Annotated in this window: 11 protein-coding genes; 8 read left to right on the forward strand and 3 right to left on the reverse strand. The window is 59.2% G+C overall.

Annotated features, from left to right (window positions below; all coding sequences use genetic code 11):
• Positions 1-3 precede the first annotated feature (3 nt).
• The 4 genes from ptsP (at position 4) to CD175_RS25470 (ending at position 7,202) form a co-directional block, all read left to right on the forward strand.
• Positions 4-2,865, forward strand: coding sequence for a phosphoenolpyruvate--protein phosphotransferase (ptsP, locus tag CD175_RS25455; protein WP_104450901.1), 2,862 nt, complete (start codon positions 4-6; stop codon positions 2,863-2,865).
• Positions 2,865-3,806 (forward strand): 1-phosphofructokinase, encoded by a 942-nt coding sequence (pfkB, locus tag CD175_RS25460; RefSeq protein ID WP_104450902.1) that lies wholly within the window; start codon positions 2,865-2,867, stop codon positions 3,804-3,806. The genes ptsP and pfkB overlap by 1 nt, the downstream gene beginning before the upstream one ends.
• An 11-nt stretch (positions 3,807-3,817) precedes the next feature.
• Positions 3,818-5,557 (forward strand): PTS fructose-like transporter subunit IIB, encoded by a 1,740-nt coding sequence (locus CD175_RS25465; protein WP_104450903.1) that lies wholly within the window; start codon positions 3,818-3,820, stop codon positions 5,555-5,557.
• A 103-nt stretch (positions 5,558-5,660) separates the two neighbouring features.
• Entirely contained in the window at positions 5,661-7,202 is a 1,542-nt protein-coding gene (locus tag CD175_RS25470) for an alkaline phosphatase D family protein (protein WP_104450904.1), read from the forward strand.
• A gap of 30 nt (positions 7,203-7,232) precedes the next feature.
• Here the strand turns inward: CD175_RS25470 and CD175_RS25475 are convergent, their stop codons facing one another.
• Together CD175_RS25475 and CD175_RS25480 are read right to left on the reverse strand one after the other, a co-directional pair.
• The gene (locus CD175_RS25475; RefSeq protein ID WP_104450905.1) at positions 7,233-9,761 is read right to left on the reverse strand and encodes a PepSY domain-containing protein; all 2,529 of its coding nucleotides are present in this window, start codon (positions 9,759-9,761) and stop codon (positions 7,233-7,235) included.
• A 259-nt stretch (positions 9,762-10,020) separates the two neighbouring features.
• Positions 10,021-12,345 (reverse strand): TonB-dependent receptor, encoded by a 2,325-nt coding sequence (locus CD175_RS25480; protein WP_104450906.1) that lies wholly within the window; start codon positions 12,343-12,345, stop codon positions 10,021-10,023.
• Positions 12,346-12,551: 206 nt separating this feature from the next.
• On the opposite strand from CD175_RS25480, the gene CD175_RS25485 reads away from it, so the two are divergent.
• From CD175_RS25485 to CD175_RS25500, 4 genes are all read left to right on the forward strand, one after another.
• Positions 12,552-13,232, forward strand: coding sequence for a Fe2+-dependent dioxygenase (locus CD175_RS25485; RefSeq protein WP_007973074.1), 681 nt, complete (start codon positions 12,552-12,554; stop codon positions 13,230-13,232).
• 3 nt (positions 13,233-13,235) lie between these two features.
• A complete protein-coding gene (locus CD175_RS25490; RefSeq protein ID WP_104450907.1) occupies positions 13,236-13,979 on the forward strand; it encodes a tetratricopeptide repeat protein in 744 nt (247 codons plus the stop codon).
• A 477-nt stretch (positions 13,980-14,456) separates the two neighbouring features.
• Positions 14,457-16,742 carry an alpha-xenorhabdolysin family binary toxin subunit A gene (locus tag CD175_RS25495; protein ID WP_104450908.1) on the forward strand — a complete coding sequence of 762 codons (2,286 nt, stop codon included), beginning with the start codon at positions 14,457-14,459 and terminating at the stop codon, positions 16,740-16,742.
• 103 nt (positions 16,743-16,845) lie between these two features.
• Positions 16,846-17,745 carry a hypothetical protein gene (locus CD175_RS25500; protein WP_104450909.1) on the forward strand — a complete coding sequence of 300 codons (900 nt, stop codon included), beginning with the start codon at positions 16,846-16,848 and terminating at the stop codon, positions 17,743-17,745.
• 76 nt (positions 17,746-17,821) lie between these two features.
• On the opposite strand, the gene CD175_RS25505 is transcribed toward CD175_RS25500, so the two are convergent.
• On the reverse strand, positions 17,822-18,985 hold the full coding sequence (locus CD175_RS25505) for a type III PLP-dependent enzyme (RefSeq protein WP_104450910.1): 1,164 nt from the start codon (positions 18,983-18,985) through the stop codon (positions 17,822-17,824).
• Positions 18,986-19,008: the final 23 nt, after the last annotated feature.

The raw sequence follows: 19,008 nt of genomic DNA on the forward strand, positions 1-19,008 counted from the left end.
AGCATGCTCGAGCTCACTGTAGAGCAGATTTCCATGGGCCAGTCGGCCGTGGATAAGTCCGCAGCGTTGCAATTGCTGGCCCGGCATCTGGTCGCCGACGGCCTGGTTGCCGAGGGCTATCTGGCCGGATTGCAGGCGCGGGAGGACCAGGGCTCGACCTTTCTCGGTCAAGGTATTGCCATCCCCCACGGTACCCCTGAAACCCGCGACCTGGTGTTCACCACCGGTGTGCGCCTGATGCAGTTCCCTGAGGGTGTGGACTGGGGCGACGGCCATATCGTTTACCTGGCGATCGGTATCGCCGCCAAATCCGATGAGCATCTGCGCCTGTTGCAATTGCTCACCCGCGCGCTCGGTGAGACGGATCTGGGCCAGGCCCTGCGTCGCGCCGGTTCCGCTGAAGCGCTGCTGAAATTGCTGCAAGGCGCGCCGCAGGAGCTGGCGCTGGATGCGCAGATGATCGGCCTCGGTGTGGCGGCCGAAGATTTCGAAGAACTGGTGTGGCGCGGCGCACGTTTGCTGCGGCAGGCCGACTGCGTGAGCAATGGTTTCTCCGCCGTACTGCAACAGGTTGAAGCGCTGCCGTTGGGCGATGGCCTGTGGTGGCTGCACAGCGAGCAAACGGTGAAGCGCCCCGGCCTGGCCTTCGTCACCCCGGACAAACCGCTGCGCTATCTCGGGCAGCCACTTAATGGACTGTTCTGCCTGGCGAGCCTCGGTGAGGCCCATCAAGCCCTGCTCGAGCGTCTGTGCGCGTTGTTGATCGAAGGACGTGGCCATGAATTGGGGCGCGCCACCAGCAGCCGCAAAGTCCTCGAAGTGCTCGGTGGTGAAGTGCCCGCCGACTGGCCCAGTGCGCGCATTGCCTTGGCCAATGCCCACGGTTTGCATGCGCGGCCGGCGAAGATCCTCGCACAACTGGCGAAAAGTTTTGAGGGTGAAATCCGCGTGCGAATCGTCGATGGCCACGACAGCGCGGTGTCGGTGAAGAGCCTGAGCAAGCTGCTCAGCCTCGGCGCCCGTCGCGGGCAGGTCCTGGAATTCATCGCCGAACCGGGCATCGCGGCGGATGCGTTGCCGGCCCTGTTGGCCGCCATCGAAGAAGGCCTCGGTGAAGAGGTCGAGCCGCTGCCGCCAGTCAGCCAGGCACGGGAAGTCGTTGCCGATATGGCCGAAGTGATCCTCGCCCCGATATCCGGCAGCGTGGTTCAGGCCATTGCCGCCGCACCGGGCATCGCCATCGGCCCGGCGCATATTCAAGTTCTGCAAACCATCGATTACCCACTACGCGGTGAGTCCGCCGCCATCGAGCGTGAACGTCTCCAGCACGCGCTGGCGCAGGTGCGCCGGGACATCCAGGGATTGATCGAGCGCAGCAAAAGCAAAGCCATTCGCGAAATCTTCATCACCCACCAGGAGATGCTCGACGACCCGGAGCTGACCGATGAAGTCGATACGCGCCTCAAGCAGGGCGAAAGCGCGGAGGCCGCGTGGATGGTCGTGATTGAAGCGGCGGCCCGACAGCAGGAAGCGTTGCAGGATGCCTTGCTCGCCGAACGCGCTGCCGACTTGCGCGACATTGGGCGTCGGGTATTGCTGCAACTCAGTGGTATCGAAACCCCGAGCGAACCGGATCAGCCGTACATTCTGGTGATGGACGAGGTCGGCCCGTCCGACGTTGCGCGTCTCGACCCGGCTCGCGTGGCCGGAATTCTCACCGCACGGGGCGGCGCTACGGCGCACAGTGCGATTGTCGCCCGGGCCCTGGGCATTCCGGCATTGGTCGGCGCCGGCCCCGGCGTGTTGCTGCTGGCGTCGGGTACGCCATTGCTGCTCGATGGCCAGCGTGGGCGTCTGCATGTGGACGCCGACGTGATGACCTTGCAGCGCGCGACGGCCGAACGCGATACCCGCGAGCAGCGTTTGAAGGCAGCCGCCGAGCAACGCTACCAGCCGGCACTGACCACCGACGGCCATGCTGTCGAAGTGTTTGCCAATGTCGGCGAAAGCGCCGGCGTCACCAGTGCGGTGGAGCAGGGCGCCGAAGGTATCGGCCTGTTGCGCACCGAACTGATTTTCATGGCCCACCCGCAAGCGCCCGACGAGGCGACCCAGGAAGTCGAGTACCGTCGCGTCCTCGACGGTCTGGCCGGGCGGCCGCTGGTGGTGCGGACCCTCGATGTCGGTGGCGACAAACCGCTGCCGTACTGGCCGATTGCGAAGGAAGAAAACCCCTTTCTCGGCGTGCGCGGCATTCGCCTGACCTTGCAGCGCCCGCAGATCATGGAAGCACAACTGCGCGCCTTGCTGCGGGCTGCCGACAACCGGCCGCTGCGGATCATGTTCCCGATGGTGGGCAGCGTTGATGAATGGCGCCAGGCCCGTGACATGACCGAACGCCTGCGTCAGGAGATCCCGGTTGCCGACCTGCAACTGGGGATCATGATCGAAGTGCCGTCGGCGGCATTGCTGGCGCCGGTGCTGGCCAAAGAGGTCGACTTTTTCAGCGTCGGTACCAACGACCTGACGCAATACACCTTGGCCATCGACCGTGGCCACCCGACGCTTTCGGCCCAGGCCGATGGCTTGCATCCGGCGGTGCTGCAACTGGTCGACATCACCGTGCGCGCGGCCCATGCCTACGGCAAATGGGTCGGTGTGTGCGGTGAGCTGGCGGCCGATCCGCTGGCAGTGCCGGTGCTGGTCGGCCTCGGGGTGGATGAACTCAGCGTCGGGGCTCGCAGTATCGCCGAGGTCAAGGCGCGGATTCGCGAACTAAGCTTCACTCAGACTCAAACCCTTGCCCGACAGGCCCTGGCCGTGGGCAGCGCCAATGAAGTGCGCGCACTCGTGGAGGCTCTGTAATGGCCCGTATTCTCACCCTGACCCTCAACCCGGCGCTGGACCTGACCGTCCAGTTGCCGCGCCTTGAAGCCGGTCAGGTCAATCGCAGCGATGTCATGCATACCCACGCCGCCGGCAAAGGCGTAAACGTGGCGCAAGTGCTGGCGGACCTTGGGCATCAGTTGACCGTCAGTGGCTTTCTTGGCGAAGACAACCTGCAAGCGTTTGAAACGCTGTTCGCCAAACGCGGTTTTGTCGACGCCTTCATCCGTGTTCCAGGCGAGACCCGCAGCAACATCAAACTGGCGGAAAGCGACGGACGCATCACCGACATCAACGGACCGGGGCCGCAGGTCAGCGAAGCGGCACAGCAGGCCTTGATGAATCGACTGGAGCAGATTGCCCCGGGTCACGATGCGGTGGTGGTTGCCGGAAGCTTGCCCTTGGGCGTCAACGCGCAGTGGTTGCAGGCGCTGATTGTGCGCTTGAAGACGCTGGGTCTGAACGTTGCCCTCGACACCAGCGGCGATGCGTTGCGTGCAGCGCTCAAAGCGGGCCCCTGGCTGATCAAACCCAACACTGAAGAGCTGGCCGAGGTGCTGGGCTGCGAGGTTGTGTCGATCAGTGCGCAGGCCTTGGCGGCGGAGCGTTTGCACGCCCAAGGCATCGAGCATGTGGTGATTTCCCACGGCGCCGAAGGCGTGAACTGGTTCAGCGTCGGCTCGGCGCTGCATGCCACGCCCCCCAGGGTCAGCGTTGCCAGTACGGTGGGAGCGGGTGATTCATTGCTGGCGGGGATGCTTCACGGTTTGCTCAGTGCCGATACGCCGGAGCAAACCTTGCGCACTGCCACGGCGATTGCCGCGATGGCAGTGACCCAGATCGGATTCGGCATTGGCGATGCAGCGCAACTGGCGCAGCTCGAACAGGGTGTGCGCGTGCGTCCCCTGACAGAACAATAAGAGGGTTTGTCATGAAGTTAGCCATCGTTACGGCCTGCCCGAACGGCATGGTCACCAGTGTGCTGTGTGCCCGGCTGCTCGATGCCGCGGCCCAGCGTCAGGGCTGGAGCACCAGTGTCGAAATCAGCGATGCCGCACATCCCGAAAAGCAATTGTCGGCGGCCACCCTCGACGCGGCAGAGTGGGTGCTGCTGGTGACCAGCGCGCCAGTGGACATGGCGCGGTTTGTCGGCAAGCGCGTGTTCCAGAGCACCCCGGCCCAGGCCCTGCAAGACGTGGAAGCCCTACTGCGACGTGGTGCCCGGGAAGCACAGGTTTACGCCGCTGATGAAGCCGTTGTCGAACCCGTGGCGGTTGTCCAGAACGCGCCGCGACTGGTGGCCGTCACCGCGTGCCCGACGGGTGTCGCTCACACATTCATGGCCGCCGAAGCCTTGCAGCAAGCGGCCAAACGCCTGGGCTATGACCTGCAGGTGGAAACCCAGGGCTCGGTCGGCGCGCGTAATCCATTGAGCGCGCAAGCGATAGCCGAGGCCGATGTGGTGCTGCTGGCGGCCGATATCGAAGTCGCCACCGAGCGTTTCGCCGGCAAGAAAATCTATCGCTGTGGCACCGGCATTGCCCTCAAGCAAGCCGAAGCGACCTTGAAAAAAGCCTTGGCCGAAGGTCAACAGGAAAGTGCAGCGAACGCTGCCCAAACAACGGCCAAACAGGAGAAGACGGGCGTCTATAAACACCTGTTGACCGGCGTGTCGTTCATGTTGCCGATGGTGGTCGCCGGTGGCTTGATGATCGCCTTGTCGTTCGTGTTCGGTATCACCGCTTTCAAGGAAGAGGGCACGCTGGCAGCGGCGTTGATGCAGATCGGTGGCGACACTGCGTTCAAGCTGATGGTGCCGCTGCTGGCAGGCTATATCGCCTATTCCATTGCCGACCGTCCTGGCCTCGCGCCGGGGATGATCGGTGGCATGTTGGCGAGCACCCTGGGCGCCGGCTTCATCGGCGGGATCATCGCCGGTTTCCTCGCCGGTTATGCGGCCAGGGCGATCAATAAATATGCACGCTTACCGCAGAGCCTTGAGGCGCTGAAGCCGATCCTGATCATCCCGCTGCTGGCGAGCCTGTTCACCGGTCTGGTGATGATCTACGTGGTCGGCAAACCGGTCGCCGGGATGCTTGCCGGGCTCACGCACTTCCTCGACAGCATGGGCACCACCAACGCGATCCTGCTCGGTGTACTGCTGGGCGGCATGATGTGCGTCGACCTCGGCGGGCCGATCAATAAAGCAGCCTATGCTTTCTCGGTCGGCTTGCTGGCCTCGCAGAGTTACGCGCCGATGGCGGCGACCATGGCCGCCGGTATGGTGCCGCCGATTGGTCTTGGCATCGCCACGTTCATTGCCCGGCGCAAGTTTGCGCAGACTGAACGCGAAGCCGGTAAAGCGGCGCTGGTGCTGGGGTTGTGCTTCATTTCCGAAGGGGCGATTCCGTTTGCCGCGAAAGATCCGTTGCGGGTGATTCCGGCAAGTATCGCCGGCGGTGCGCTGACCGGTGCGCTGTCGATGTATTTCGGCTGTAAACTGATGGCACCCCACGGAGGTTTGTTCGTGCTGGCGATCCCGAATGCGATCAACCATGCGCTGTTGTATCTGCTGGCGATCGTCGCGGGGAGTCTGTTGACGGCGGTGGTGTATGCGCTGGTCAAGCGGTCGGAGACTGTGGAGTTGGCACTGGAGCCGGCCAAGGCATAGATCAAAGGATCGCAGCCTTCGGCAGCTCCTACATGGGCAGATTGTGAACACCTGTAGGAGCTGCCGCAGGCTGCGATCTTTTCTCTGTCACAGGGAGAACACCATGAGCGATTTCAACCTCGGGCGCCGTCGTATCATGCAAGCGGTCGGCGCCGGGCTGTTGTTGCCGGGGCTGGCGCCGGCGGTGATCGCTTCGGTCAAGGATCGGCCGCAACTCACCGACGGCGTGCAGTCCGGCGACCTGCTGGGCGACCGGGCGATCATCTGGAGCCGCTGCGACCGCCCCGCACGGATGGTGGTGGAGTGGGACACCCGCAGCCTGTTTCCCAACCCTCGGCGATTCGTCTCGCCCCTAGCCGATGCGCGCACCGATTTCACCGCCCGGGTCGAGCTCACCGGGCTGCCTGCCGACCAGGCGATTTTCTATCGCGTGCAGTTTGAAGACGCCCAGAGCGGCGTCGCCAGCGAGCCCTGGTTCGGTCACTTGCGCAGCGTGCCGCAGACCCGGCGCGACATCCGTTTTGTCTGGAGCGGCGACTCCGCCGGCCAGGGCTTCGGCATCAACCCGGACTTTGGCGGCATGCGCATCTACGAGGCGATGCGCCGGCGGCTGCCGGACTTCTTTATCCACAGCGGCGACGTCATTTACGCCGATATCCCGATCCGGGCGCAGCTCACCACAGAAGGCGGCCGGGTATGGCGCAACATCACCACCGAGGCCAAGAGCAAAAGCGCCGAGACCCTCGATGAGTTCCGTGGTAATTACCGCTACAACCTGATGGACGAAAACATCCGTCGCTTCAACGCCGAGGTCCCGCAGATCTGGCAGTGGGACGACCACGAAGTGGTGGACAACTGGTCGCCCGGCAAGCAGCTGGGTGCGCGTTACCAGAGCAAAGATATCCACAGCCTGGTGGACCGCGCACGCCAGGCCTGGCTCGAATACGCGCCGATGCGCTGGCAGAGCGCCGATGGCGGCGGGCGCATCTATCGCAAGCTCGGTTACGGGCCCATGCTCGATGTGTTCGTGGTGGACATGCGCAGTTATCGCGGGGCCAATGACGACAATCTGGGCGAGGCCAAGCCATTCCTCGGTCGTGAGCAACTGGACTGGCTCAAGCGCGAAATGCAGGCCTCGAATGCGCAATGGAAAGTGATCGCCGCCGACATGCCTATCGGCCTCGGCGAAGGGGACGGCGAAGTCAGCCCTGGTGTCACGCGGTGGGACGCGGTGGCCAACGGTGACCCCGGCCCGGCCCAGGGGCGCGAACTGGAAATCGCCGAATTGCTCGGTTTTCTGCGGGCGCAGCAGGTGCGCAATTTCCTGTTCCTGACTGCGGATGTGCATTACTGCGCGGCCCATCATTACCATCCGGATCGGGCGGCGTTTCAGGATTTCGAACCGTTCTGGGAGTTCGTCGCCGGGCCTTTGAATGCCGGCAGCTACGGACCGAATCCGCTGGATAAAACCTTTGGTCCTGAAGCGGTGTTCGAAAAGGCCCCACCGGCGCAGAACCTCTCGCCGTTTGCCGGGTTTCAGTTTTTTGGCGAGGTGAACATCGATGGGCAGAGCGGGGAGTTGAGCGTGGTGTTGCGCGATCTGGATGGGGTGTCGGTGTTCGAGCAGAAGTTGCAGCCGGTTTGATCGCTGGACACAAAGCCCCCTGTGGGGGGGTCAGTAAACGTCGCGGCGGTAGCGGCCCTGTTCGATCAGGCGCTCCACTTCGGCGGCGCCCAGCACCTCGTTGAGTACCTGGTCCACACCCGAAGCCATGCCTTGAAGGCTGCCGCAGATGTAGATGACCGCACCGTCTGCCAGCCACTTCTTGAGCTCGGCCGCCGATTCACGCAGACGATCCTGTACGTAAATCTTTTCGACCTGGTCCCGGGAAAACGCCAGGTCGAGGCGTTCGATGTCCCCGGCAATCAACCATTCTTCCAACTCGTCACGGCACAGGTAATCGTGCTCGCGATTGCGCTCGCCAAACAGCAGCCAGTGACGTTGCTGACCCTCGGCAATCCGTGCCTTGAGCAGGCTGCGCAACCCGGCCAGCCCCGTGCCATTGCCCAGCAGGATCATCGGCACCGGTTGGGCCGGTAGATGGAAACCGCTGTTGCGCCGCACGCGCAGGCTGATGGAACTGCCCACAGAGGCGTGTTCGGTCAACCAGCCGGAACCGACGCCGAGGTTGCCGTCGGCATGCACTTCCTGGCGCACGATCAGTTCCAGCACGCCATCGGCCGGGATCGATGCAATGGAGTACTCGCGCATGGCTAGCGGCACGAGGGCCTCTGCCAGTGCCTGCGCGTGCAGGCCGACTAGATGGGCGCGATTCTCTGGCAACTGGCGGCTGGCCAGGGCCTGTTCGAGGGTTTCCTCCAGGCCGTTGAGCTGCACCTTGGTCTCACCGTGAATCCCCAGGCCGTCGAGGAAGTGCTCGATGGCCCACGGGCAATTGCGCGGCAACACTTCTACCAGATCACCGGCCAGCCAACTGCTGGTGGTTGGCGCGTTGAGGCCCAGCAAGTACACAGGGGTTCCGCTGCTTTCCGGGTTCAGCAGTTCACGGCGGGCGAGGGTCCAGTTGTCGTAGCTGGGCGCTTGCCAGGTGTCGACGGGCGCGTGGCCGGTCAGCAGGCCCAGTTGCTGTTGCCAGTGGCGCAAGGCGTAAGGATCGCCGCTGTCCACTTCCACCGGGGCGAACAAGGTCGTGCCGCCGTGTTCGCCGAGCCAGGTGTGCAGGCGTTTGGCGAATCCGCAGAAGTGTTGATATTGCCGGTCGCCGAGGCCGAGGACCGCATAGTTCAAGCGTTCCAGGCTCGGCGTGCGGCCCAGTACCTTGCGTTCGAAACCCCTGGCGCTGTCCGGCGCTTCGCCGTCACCGAACGTACTGACAACGAACAGTGCGTTATTCGAGTCCTGCAAATCCCGTTCGCTGACGTCCGCCAGCGGCTGCACCTTCACTGGCAGGCCCGCAGCCTGCAATTGCCCGGCGGTCTGCCAGGCCAGTTGCTCGGCGAACCCGCTCTGGCTGGCGAAGCCGATCAGCCAGGCCGGCGCGTCATCAGCTGGTGTTACGAGACCTTGGCGAGCGTCCTTGATCTGGCGTTTTTTGCGGCGACGATCCAGGTACAGCAACCAGCCGGTGACGAAGAAAAGCGGCATGCTAAGCGCAGTGAGGGTCAGGATGATGCGCCCGACGATGCCGAAGTAACTGCCGACGTGCAGCGCATAGATGCTGGTCAGCAGTTGCGCCTTGAGGCTCTTGTCGCTGTAGCGGTCAACCCGTTTGACCACGCCGGTGGCCGGGTCGAGGGTGATCTGGTTCAGGGCGCGGTCGTGGGGCGAGGTTTTCAGCAGGAAATAAACGGTCGCCGGCTGGCCGGCCACTGGCGGCATGCGCACGTTATAGGAACTGAGTTGCGGGCCGGCCGCGCTGTAGATGCTGCTCCATATCGCCGCGTAATCGGCCGTCGGTGCCGGACCTTGCGGCGCAGGGCCACGTCCGCCACGAACGCGTTCGTTCTGCGGTGAGTCGGAGAGCAACCGGGTCAGGCCCTTGTTGTACCACTCGTAGGACCAGGACAACCCGGTCAGCGCTGCCAGGAGGTAAAACACCAGGCACCAGGTGCCGGCCACCGAGTGCAAGTCCCAGTTGAAGCTGCGACCCTTTTTCTTCCAGTCCAGGGTCAGCCAGGCGCGCCAGCTCCTCCACTGGCGCGGCCAGCGCAGGTACAGGCCGGACAGGCAGAAGAACACCAGGATCAACGTGCACGCGCCGGTGATCTGCCGACCCGTGTCGCCCATGGCGAGGAAGCGGTGCAGTTGCAGCATCAGGCCGAAGAAATCCTGGCCGGCGGCGTCGCCGAGGAACTCTGCAGTGTACGGATCGAAGTAGCGCATCTTGCCACGGCGTTCACCCGGCGGCGGAGTGAACCACACTTTGGCGGCGTTGCCGCTGTCGGTTTCCACGGTGAGCATCGAGACTTTTTTGCCCGACGCGGCTTCGATGTGCTCCACCAGTTCGGCAGGCGGCAGCACACCGGCGACCTGTTTTTCGACCTGCAACACAGAAGGGTTGAGCACGTTCAGGATTTCATCCTGAAACGACACCATCGCCCCGGTGATGCCCATCAGGGCCAGGACCAGCCCGGCGCTGATGCCGAAAAACCAGTGCAACTGGAACAGGGTTTTCTTCAACACGTCGCTCGCCTTGTTCGTTCAAATTGATTCAGCACGGCGCGCATTATGCCGTGGGGTTGTCGAGAAGCATTCTTTTTTACGCACAAAGGCCCCGTTCACCTGGATGAACGGGGCTTGCGCCAACACCGACCTCTGTAGGAGCGAGCTTGCTCGCGCTGAACTCAAGAACGACGTGGGGTTTCAGGCTAACCGCGTCATCGTTGACGACCATCGCGAGCGAGCTCGCTCCTACAGAAGAGGTTGCGTAGTCAAATTTCCATCAGAAGTGGAAGTTGGTGCTCAGCAAAGCGGTGCGACCGGCCGCCTGGTTGGCGAAGTGAGTCGAGAACGCCTTGTCGTAGTAGGTTTCATCGGTCAGGTTCTGCACGTTCAGTTGCAGGTCGACGTTTTTGCTCAGCTTGTAGGCTGCCATTGCGTCGTAACGAACGTAGGAGTCAACCATGGTGGTGTTGGCTACGTTGCCGAACACGTCATCGACATAGAACGCACCGCCGCCGATGGTCAGCCTCGGCGTGACCTGATAGGTCGTCCACAGGCTGGCGCTGTTTTTCGGCGTGTTAGGCAGTTCGTTGCCATCGTTGGCTTTGTTGGCTGGCAGGTCGCCGCCATCGACTTGCTCGCTGTCCATGTAGGCGTACCCGGCGAACACTTGCCATTTGTCGGTGAGCTTGCCGCTGGCCGACAGTTCGATACCTTGAACGCGGGTTTTGCCGGCGTTCTCATAAGTGGTGGTGTTGGTCTGCACACGAGCGTTGTCTTTCTCGGTGCGGAAGATATCGGCGGTCACGGACAGGCGATCGTTCAACAGGTCCCACTTGGTACCGATTTCGTAGTTCTTGGTGGTTTCCGGCTCCATGTCGCTTTTCAGCAGGTTGCCGTTGCGATCCGGCGTGCCACCTAACGGGTTGCCTTCCGAACCTTCGCCCAGGGTGTTACCCGGTGGCGTGGCGGACGTCGCGTAGGACGCATAGATGCTGCCGTTTTCCGCTGGTTTGTACACCACGCCGAACTGACCGGTGACGAATTCGCTGGTGTCATCGCCCTTGGACGTGGTCACGCTGGAACCGTTGAAGGTTTTGTAGCTGGTGTCGAAATGGTCGTAGCGCAGGCCCATGTTCACCAGCCATTGCTCGGACAACGTCAGGGTGTCGAACACATACAGTGCGTAGGTGTTGGCCTTGGTGTCGGTACCGGCGTAGTTACGCGAGATGGCACCGTTCCACGGGTCATTCGGGTTCGGATTGGACAGCGAGGTGCAGTTGTAGCCGCTTGGCGCGCCGATCAGTGCCGGCGAGCAGTTAGTGGTCGCTGCGGCTGTTCCCGGGGTGGTGTCGGTGTTGACGTTGTACGAGGATTTTTCGTTTTCCTCATGGGTGTACTCGACACCGGTGGAGAAGCTGTTCTTGAACCCGGCGATGTAGACATCACCAAACAGGTCGGTCTGGTTGGTGGTGGTTTCGGTGTTGCTCACGCGGGTGTTAGCGCGGCGCCAGACGCTGCCATTGTTGACGTTGCCTTTACTGTCATCCGGCTGGGTCAGGATGTAATCCTGCATGCTGGTGCCGTGACGCAGGGTGTTCTTGATGGTCAGCGCGTCGCTCAGGTCGTGCTCGATGGCGAAGGTCGCCGTATCGACACGGGTCTTGCGGAAGTCGCGGTCGTTCAGGCCATAGAAGTTGCTGCTGTCGCCGCCGTCATTCGGCTTGTCCGGATTGGCTTTGGTACGCGCAGCCGAGCCACCGGCCGGGATCGAATACGGAATGCCCGAATCCGGCGTGTCGTTGCTTTCGAGGTGGTAGTAGTCGAGGTTGACACGAGTGTCCGTACCCAGGCCGAAGGCCAGGGACGGTGCAACACCCCAGCGGTCGTAGTCGACGCTGTCACGCCCGGCGACGTTGCTCTCGTGGCTCAGCAGGTTCAGACGGCCAGCGGCGGTGTCGGTGAACTGGTAGTTGCCGTCGAAAGTATAACGCTGGGTCTGGTCGGAACCCCAGGTGAAACCGCCGTCGAGCGAATCGCCCAGGTGCGCTTTCTTGCTGACCAGGTTGATGCTGCCGCCCGCTGCGCCGCGGCCGCCGATCGCGGAGTTCGGGCCTTTGCTGACTTCAATCGATTCAACGGCGAAGATCTCGCGGCTCTGGGAGCCGGTATCGCGCACGCCGTCCAGATAGGTGTCGCCCTGGGCGTCGAAGCCACGGATGAACGGACGGTCGCCTTGCGGGTTGCCGCCTTCACCGGCACCGAAGGTGATGCCTGGAACCGTGCGTAGCGCGTCCTGCAGGTTGAGCGAACCGGTGTCTTTCAAGACTTGTTGCGGAACAACGGTCACCGAGCGCGGCGTGTCGATCAGCGGCGCGGTGTACTTGGGCGAGGAGGCTTTCTCTACGTTGTAGGTTGTCTCGTCCTGGGCTTCGCCGGTGATGGCGGTGGCGCCCAGCGAAATCACATTGTCCGGTGTTTTTCCGTCGGTTTTTTCTGCCGCGAAAACCATGTGGCCCGCAGAGCCGGCAGTAATCGCCATGCCGATGGCCGATGCGAGCAGACGTGGTGAACTGACCGGTACTTGTGGTTGTTGACGCGACATTTGAATTCCCCTCCCCAAGGATTTGAGGCGGCGGAATATAGGGTAAACACGTATTTGTATCAATTGCGAAATATTACTATTCGCGCCGAATTTACATTCTTTACAATTTACCCTTACGGTTTTTGCTGTCTCGTTCGTCTGTTGGGTTTTACATTGGCAATAAGAATCAATACCATTGCCATCCCTTTGTTTTCAGGTGTCTTGTCATGTTGCTGCACATTCCAGGCCTGTTCGAGAAAGACGAGGTGCAGCGCATTCGCGAGGCTCTGGAACAGGCTGATTGGGCCGATGGCAAGATCACCGCCGGCTTCCAGTCGGCCAAGGCCAAGCACAATTTGCAACTGCCTGAAGGGCATCCGTTGGCCAAGGAGATCGGCGCGGCGATGCTGGAGCGGCTGTGGAAAAATCCGCTGTTCATGTCGGCTGCACTGCCGCACAAAGTCTTTCCTCCGTTGGTGAACTGTTACACCGCCGGCGGCAGTTTCGATTTCCATATCGACAACGCGGTGCGTCAGCCCAAAGGCAGCATCGAGCGGGTGCGTACGGATCTGTCCGCCACGCTGTTCTTCAGTGAACCCGAGGATTACGACGGCGGCGAGCTGGAAATCCAGGACACCTTCGGCACCCAGCGAGTGAAACTGCCCGCCGGCGACATGGTGCTGTACCCCGGCACCAGCCTGCACAAGGTCAACGCGGTGACACGCGGAACGCGACTCGCCTCGTTTTTCTGGACGCAAAGCCTGGTGCGTGAAGACAGCCAGCGCGCCCTGTTGTTCGAGATGGACGGGGCCATCCAGCAACTGACCCGCGATGTCCCTGATCATCCATCGCTGATCCGCCTGACCGGCACCTATCACAATCTGTTGCGTCGCTGGGTCGAGGTCTAGGCGGTGAACTTTCGACTGCGTCGCGAAGAAATCCTCAGCGGCGAGCAACTGCGCGCCATGCTTGCCGAAAGCCCCGCACGTGCGGCCCAAGCGATTCTGCTGGCAGCCAAAGCTGGCAACCTCGACGGCCAGGCATTGCTGGGGCAGATCCTGCTGCAAGGGCAGGGCATCGCGAAGGACGAGGCGCTCGCCTTGCGCTGGTTCCAGATCGCCGCCAACGGCGGGCACCTGATGGCGCACAACATGCTCGGTCGTTGCCATGAACACGGCTGGGGTTGTGTGTCCGATGCCACTGCCGCGGCACGGCATTACCGCCAGGCTGCTGGCGGTGGGCTGGACTGGGGCTTGTACAACTACGCCAACCTGCTCGCCACCGGACGCGGGGTGATAGAAGACCACACGCAGGCACTGGCGTGTTATCACCGTGCCGCGCACTTGGGCCATGCCAAGTCGATGAACCTGCTGGGCCGGTATTTGGAAGAAGGTCGGTACTGCCCGGCTGACCCAAAAGGTGCGCTTGAATGGTATCGGCGTTCGGCTGAAGGCGGGGACTTTCGCGGCCAGTTCAGTTATGGCGCCTGCTTATTTGAGCAAGGGCAGTCGGACCAGGCGCTGGTCTGGTTGCACAGGGCATTGACAGGCGGCAATGCCAAGTTCTTGCGCAAGGCAGCCCAAACCTTGCGGCATGTCGGCTTGCTCGCGTTGGCCGAGGCCTACCTTGAGCAGGCACAGGCGTTGACCTCATAGGCGCACTGCACGTTTGCGTACAAAAAACAGGCCGCTTTGGGTCATGCCGGTCAGTTGAGCGAAACCCATGCGCGAGCGAGCTTGTCGGATCGCCATACCGTCGCGATAGCGGCGGATCAGCCAACATTGATAATGAATGTGCTGACCTCATCGCGAGCAAGCTCGCACCCACCGATTTAGCCCCTTAACTGATCGGCGCAAGCCGCTTTGGGTTCAATTTGGGTACGGCTGTCGTTGTTTTATTTGTTCTTCATTATATATGAATTCTGGCCATGTCGCCTGGTTGAAGGGTTGACGGCGGATCGAGTTATGGATCTTTAAAGTGCTTGTAAGTTGGTGTTGTTATTATTTTCTAATGGTTGTTTTTTTGACGGGGTTATGTAAGTTGATTCATATTGAAAATCTCGTGAGTTAGCAGTTTGCATTGTCGCAATACTGAACTGCGAGCTGGATAATATTAATTAAATGGATTTAATTATGAGTAATGAAGCGCTGTGGGATGGCATGTTAGAAGGTGCGGATTATGAGAAAGTATCGGACCTTGCGGTAGACGTTCCAAAAGTCCTGGCTGACGTATCAACCGGTCAGGGAGAAGGTGTGATCCGAGAGCCAGGGTTGCTGTTGACAAAGAAAGAGATTGTTAGCCTAAAGCGGTATGTCTCTATCGGTTTTTCATTCCCGACGAGTCTGCAAGACGTCAAGGATTTTCTGCGTTATGGTGCTGAAGACGATGGCGGTACAGGGTTGACGCCCAATGACTTTTTATCAACATTCAAACTGATTCGTAATCATGCATCAACTTGGACTCCCTTGCGTGAGCGCATCATGTTGACGGGCACGGACCTTCAATACTTTGGTGCCTCCATGCGTATTTGGGGGCGAGAAATGGCACGTTTTTATGACAGCGATGAAGCGATACAGTTGATAAAAAAACACAGTATCAAAACCTATGGGGATTTAGAAAAGCTTGAGCGTGAGTGGAAAGGTGTATTTCCCGGTATAGCGTTGGAACAAGAGACAGTGGTCGGCTTGGCTGACTACTTGAAGGATATTCGCGATGAAATAAATGCTTATCAACTCAGAACCAACAAAATAAAGCTGGACCTGGATGAGTTTGGCAATGCCTTGGAAAAGACGATTATCCCGGAAATAAAGAAACGTTTGGAGTTCATCAGTACCAATAAATACCCTCACGAAATTGCCTTGCTCGATAAGAAGATATCAGAGCGCGCGGAGGTTATTGAAAAACTAAATAATGAATACAAGGCACTGGTAGAAAAATCGTTGGCCTCTGCGGCGACGCTCAATATTATCGGTTTTGGTATGGCTATCTACTTGGGAGTGGAGGCCGAAAACGTTCGGGCGGAAAGGAATAGGCAGAATAAAGCGCAGGAGGCGGATATCAACAGCCTCTATAGTAAAAATATTACGCTGGGATCTTTGAAGCGAGTGGAGCAGGACCTACAGAACTGTAAGGTGGCCTCGCTCAATGCGGAAGTGGCGACTAACAACCTGCGCCATGTCTGGAATGTGATTGATTACTATGTCAGCCAGTCTGTTGAGGAAATGGCAAAAATTAATGATGGGTTAAAGCTTTATAAGTTTATGACAACATTTGCTCGGGTCGTTGAGTCGTGGGTAAAGGTAGAAGCCGATGCGGGTGAATTGGTGCGAATTTTTGCTGAGGCAGATAAAGAATATCAATCTCAAGGAGTGGGTGGCGTGGCGAAAATCTTGGCGTTTCGAAGTGGTGAGTCGGAAGAGGTTCAAGGCTACGCAACGCTGGATATTTTGCTGTTATCCAACGCAAAAAAACAGATGCGCATTGATTTCTCCAGGGCGACAGTACTGTCCGAGCTGTATCAGTATTTACCTGAAGTCAATGCCCAGTTTGAGCGGTTAATTGACAATGTGTTCGACAGTTCTCGGGTATTACAAGAGTCGGCAGTCGGGAGCAAGCGGCGACTTGAGAGTATTCGCACTCAGTTGGCGCAGGTAAAAAAAGAACTGGCACGAGAAGTCAATGGTGCGGGCGATGAAGAAACCATTGAGGAAATAGTCGCCGATGGTACGCAACTGTTGCGTGATGTGCATGAGTCCGTTGCGCAGGAGCTGTCCTCCCTCTCCAGGAGTTATGGCCGCATTGATTATATTTTTGATCGCCGGGTGACCACTGATATTCATACGAAGTTGGCGGTCGATATTAAATCTGCACAGGCAGTCAAGTCTACGTTGGATGGACAACTGGAAAAAACTCTTAAGGATCAGACGCTGATCCAGGAAGCCATTCAAATCATCGAGAAGGCGGGTATCGAAGAGATTGGCAAGGAAGTCAGTTTGACCATTGATAAAGTCAATGAGATGCGCCTTGCCCCTGTCGAAGCTCAGTTGGTATTGTTGGCTATCGAGCAACTGAAAAAAGCAGTGGAAGGGGTCATTAAGAATATTTCGTTTTTGTTCATGTTGGACCGAAGCAGAGAGTTGCGAGAGACGGTTGCTGCCCTGCGTTCGAAAATTGTCGAGCAGGAGGAAATTGTTCGTGTGGCAGGTAAAAAACAAGAGTTCATCGACGTTGTTCACGGTCTTGATGAGCAGCACTTGTTGATCAAGCCAGTATATAAAAAGGTCATTGAGGCGTTCTCCCTGTTCATGTCGAAGGTGGCGAGTGTTGGAAGTTACAGCGAGGCTGAGGTTGATAAGATCCTGATTGAAATCGAGGCGTTTATTGCCTACCTACTACCGATTTCACGCCCTAATTTGTGAGTCATAAGGGGCGCATGATTTTTTTGACAAAAAAAAGGATGCCAGGCGGTGCATAGAGACTGCTGGTATCCTGCGTTCACTTCGTTGTAGAGGCGTACACCGTATGCAGAATTATTTGTTGGATGAGGATGGTTTTGACTCTCTCAAGAACTATATCGGCTTCCTGGGCAGTCTTTCGCCGGCGTTGGAAGAGATAAAGAAATACACGGAGCTCATTGCGCGCTCAGGACACAAGATGCTACTTCCTCCTGACGCACTGCTGCTGATAAAAGCCGGGGAGGCCAATAACCTTGCCTGGCAGGCGATAAAAACTTCTGTCCCTATGCTGGGTCATGCCTGTCGCCACTCTATAGCTGATGCTCGCTTGTTTATTGATGAGTTTCGCGTATTGACCCAGGGCGAACAGGGGTTGCGATTAAAGATCGCCGATATTGATCCTATGAAGTTCACCCTGGCGAAGTCGCCAGGGTGGGGCGCGGGTATGCCTGGTGATGTGGGTGATCTAATGTTTGAAGTCGGGCGGCGGCTGGCGCAATCTGAAGCGGTCATCCAGGCCTTTAAGCAGGCCGTGATTTCAATTGGCACCACGCTGCACAATATTTTTGTGCGGTTCATTGAGTCGTTGTCTATCCATCTGTGCAGTTGCCATGAGCCGATCACCAAGATCGAGTCCTACTATGCGGTTGGAAAAATCGACTTGCCCGGCATGGAACATGACCCCAATCGGTATTACTCCCAAGAAGAAAGGAAACAGAATGCGCGCCATTACCTGGTCCGATTGAACAACATGCGGACGAATGCAGCCAGTGCGGTGGATAACCTCACCGACTTTTGCTATCGGTACCAGTACCTGTTGGCGTTATCCCAGTGCAAGTTGACAAGCAACCATCCTCGGTCCACATGGGCGCGATCCAATGCGCTACTGACAATGGCCGAAGGTCCACTTCTGGAGGTCAGCGACATGTCCGATCAACTGTTGGTGATGTCACGCAAGTTCGTTTAAAGAGCATCTGTGCGATTAGCCAGCATAAAAAAACCCGTGAACAGTCACGGGTTTTATCTGGCTTCAAGCGCGATGCTTAAACGTAGAACGATTTCAGCGGCGGGAAACCATTGAACTCAACAGCGCTGTAACTGGTGGTGTACGCACCGGTCGACAGCCAGTACAGGCGATCACCGATGGCCAGGTTCAGCGGCAGGCCGTACTTGTAGTTTTCGTACATGATGTCGGCGCTGTCGCAGGTAGGGCCGGCGATGACCACTTCTTCCATCTCGCCTTTCTTCTCGGTCCAGATCGGGAACTTGATGGCTTCGTCCATGGTTTCGATCAGGCCGGAGAACTTGCCCACGTCCGTGTACACCCAACGCTCTACCGCGGTGCGGGATTTGCGTGCGACCAGCACCACTTCGCTGACCAGGATGCCGGCGTTGGCGATGAGCGAACGACCCGGTTCCAGGATGATTTCCGGCAGGTCATCACCGAAGTCTTCCTTGAGAAAGCGGATGATTTCTTCCGCGTAGGTTTCCAGGCTGTTGGTGCGGGTGATGTAGTTGGCCGGGAAGCCGCCGCCCATGTTGATCAGCTTCAGTTGGATGCCGTCTTCTTCTTTCAGGCGCTCGAAGATCACTTTGACCTTGGCGATCGCCGCGTCCCAGACGCTGATGTCGCGCTGCTGCGAGCCGACGTGGAACGAGATGCCGTAAGGCACCAGGCCCAGGTCACGAGCGAGGATCAACAGGTCCATGGCCATGTCGGTCTGGCAGCCGAATTTGCGCGACAACGGCCAGTCGGCGGTGGTCGAGCCTTCGGTCAGGATACGCACGTAGACTTTCGAACCCGGGGCGGCCTTGGCGATGTTGCGCAGATCGGCTTCGGAGTCGGTGGCAAACAGGCGCACGCCCTTGTCGTAGAAGTAGCGGATATCCTTGGATTTCTTGATGGTGTTGCCGTAGCTGATGTGGTCGGCGCTGACGCCACGGCCCAGCACTTTGTCCAACTCATAGATCGAGGCGATGTCGAAGCTCGAGCCTTTCTCTTTGAGCAGGTCAATGATTTCGACGGCAGGGTTGGCCTTGACCGCGTAGTAGACCTTGGCGAATTCGAAACCGGCGCGCAGGTCGTCGTAGGCCTGGGCGATCATCGCGGTGTCGATCACCACGAACGGGGTTTCCTGTTTGTCGGCGAATGCCTTCATTTTCTGAAAGGTTTCACGCGCGAAATAGTCTTCGACCTGGATCGACATACCTGGGAGCTCCTACTGGCAAA

The organism is Pseudomonas laurylsulfatiphila (genome assembly GCF_002934665.1).
In the GTDB taxonomy this organism is placed as follows: Bacteria; Pseudomonadota; Gammaproteobacteria; order Pseudomonadales; family Pseudomonadaceae; genus Aquipseudomonas; species Aquipseudomonas laurylsulfatiphila.

Excerpts from the sequence above, each read along its gene's own strand:
- ptsP (WP_104450901.1), top strand. The coding sequence starts at position 4 with ATGCTCGAGCTCACTGTAGAGCAGATTTCCATGGGCCAGTCGGCCGTG.
- pfkB (WP_104450902.1), top strand. The coding sequence starts at position 2,865 with ATGGCCCGTATTCTCACCCTGACCCTCAACCCGGCGCTGGACCTGACC.
- CD175_RS25465 (WP_104450903.1), top strand. The coding sequence starts at position 3,818 with ATGAAGTTAGCCATCGTTACGGCCTGCCCGAACGGCATGGTCACCAGT.
- CD175_RS25470 (WP_104450904.1), top strand. The coding sequence starts at position 5,661 with ATGAGCGATTTCAACCTCGGGCGCCGTCGTATCATGCAAGCGGTCGGC.
- CD175_RS25480 (WP_104450906.1), bottom strand. The coding sequence starts at position 12,345 with ATGTCGCGTCAACAACCACAAGTACCGGTCAGTTCACCACGTCTGCTC.
- CD175_RS25485 (WP_007973074.1), top strand. The coding sequence starts at position 12,552 with ATGTTGCTGCACATTCCAGGCCTGTTCGAGAAAGACGAGGTGCAGCGC.
- CD175_RS25495 (WP_104450908.1), top strand. The coding sequence starts at position 14,457 with ATGAGTAATGAAGCGCTGTGGGATGGCATGTTAGAAGGTGCGGATTAT.
- CD175_RS25500 (WP_104450909.1), top strand. The coding sequence starts at position 16,846 with ATGCAGAATTATTTGTTGGATGAGGATGGTTTTGACTCTCTCAAGAAC.
- CD175_RS25505 (WP_104450910.1), bottom strand. The coding sequence starts at position 18,985 with ATGTCGATCCAGGTCGAAGACTATTTCGCGCGTGAAACCTTTCAGAAA.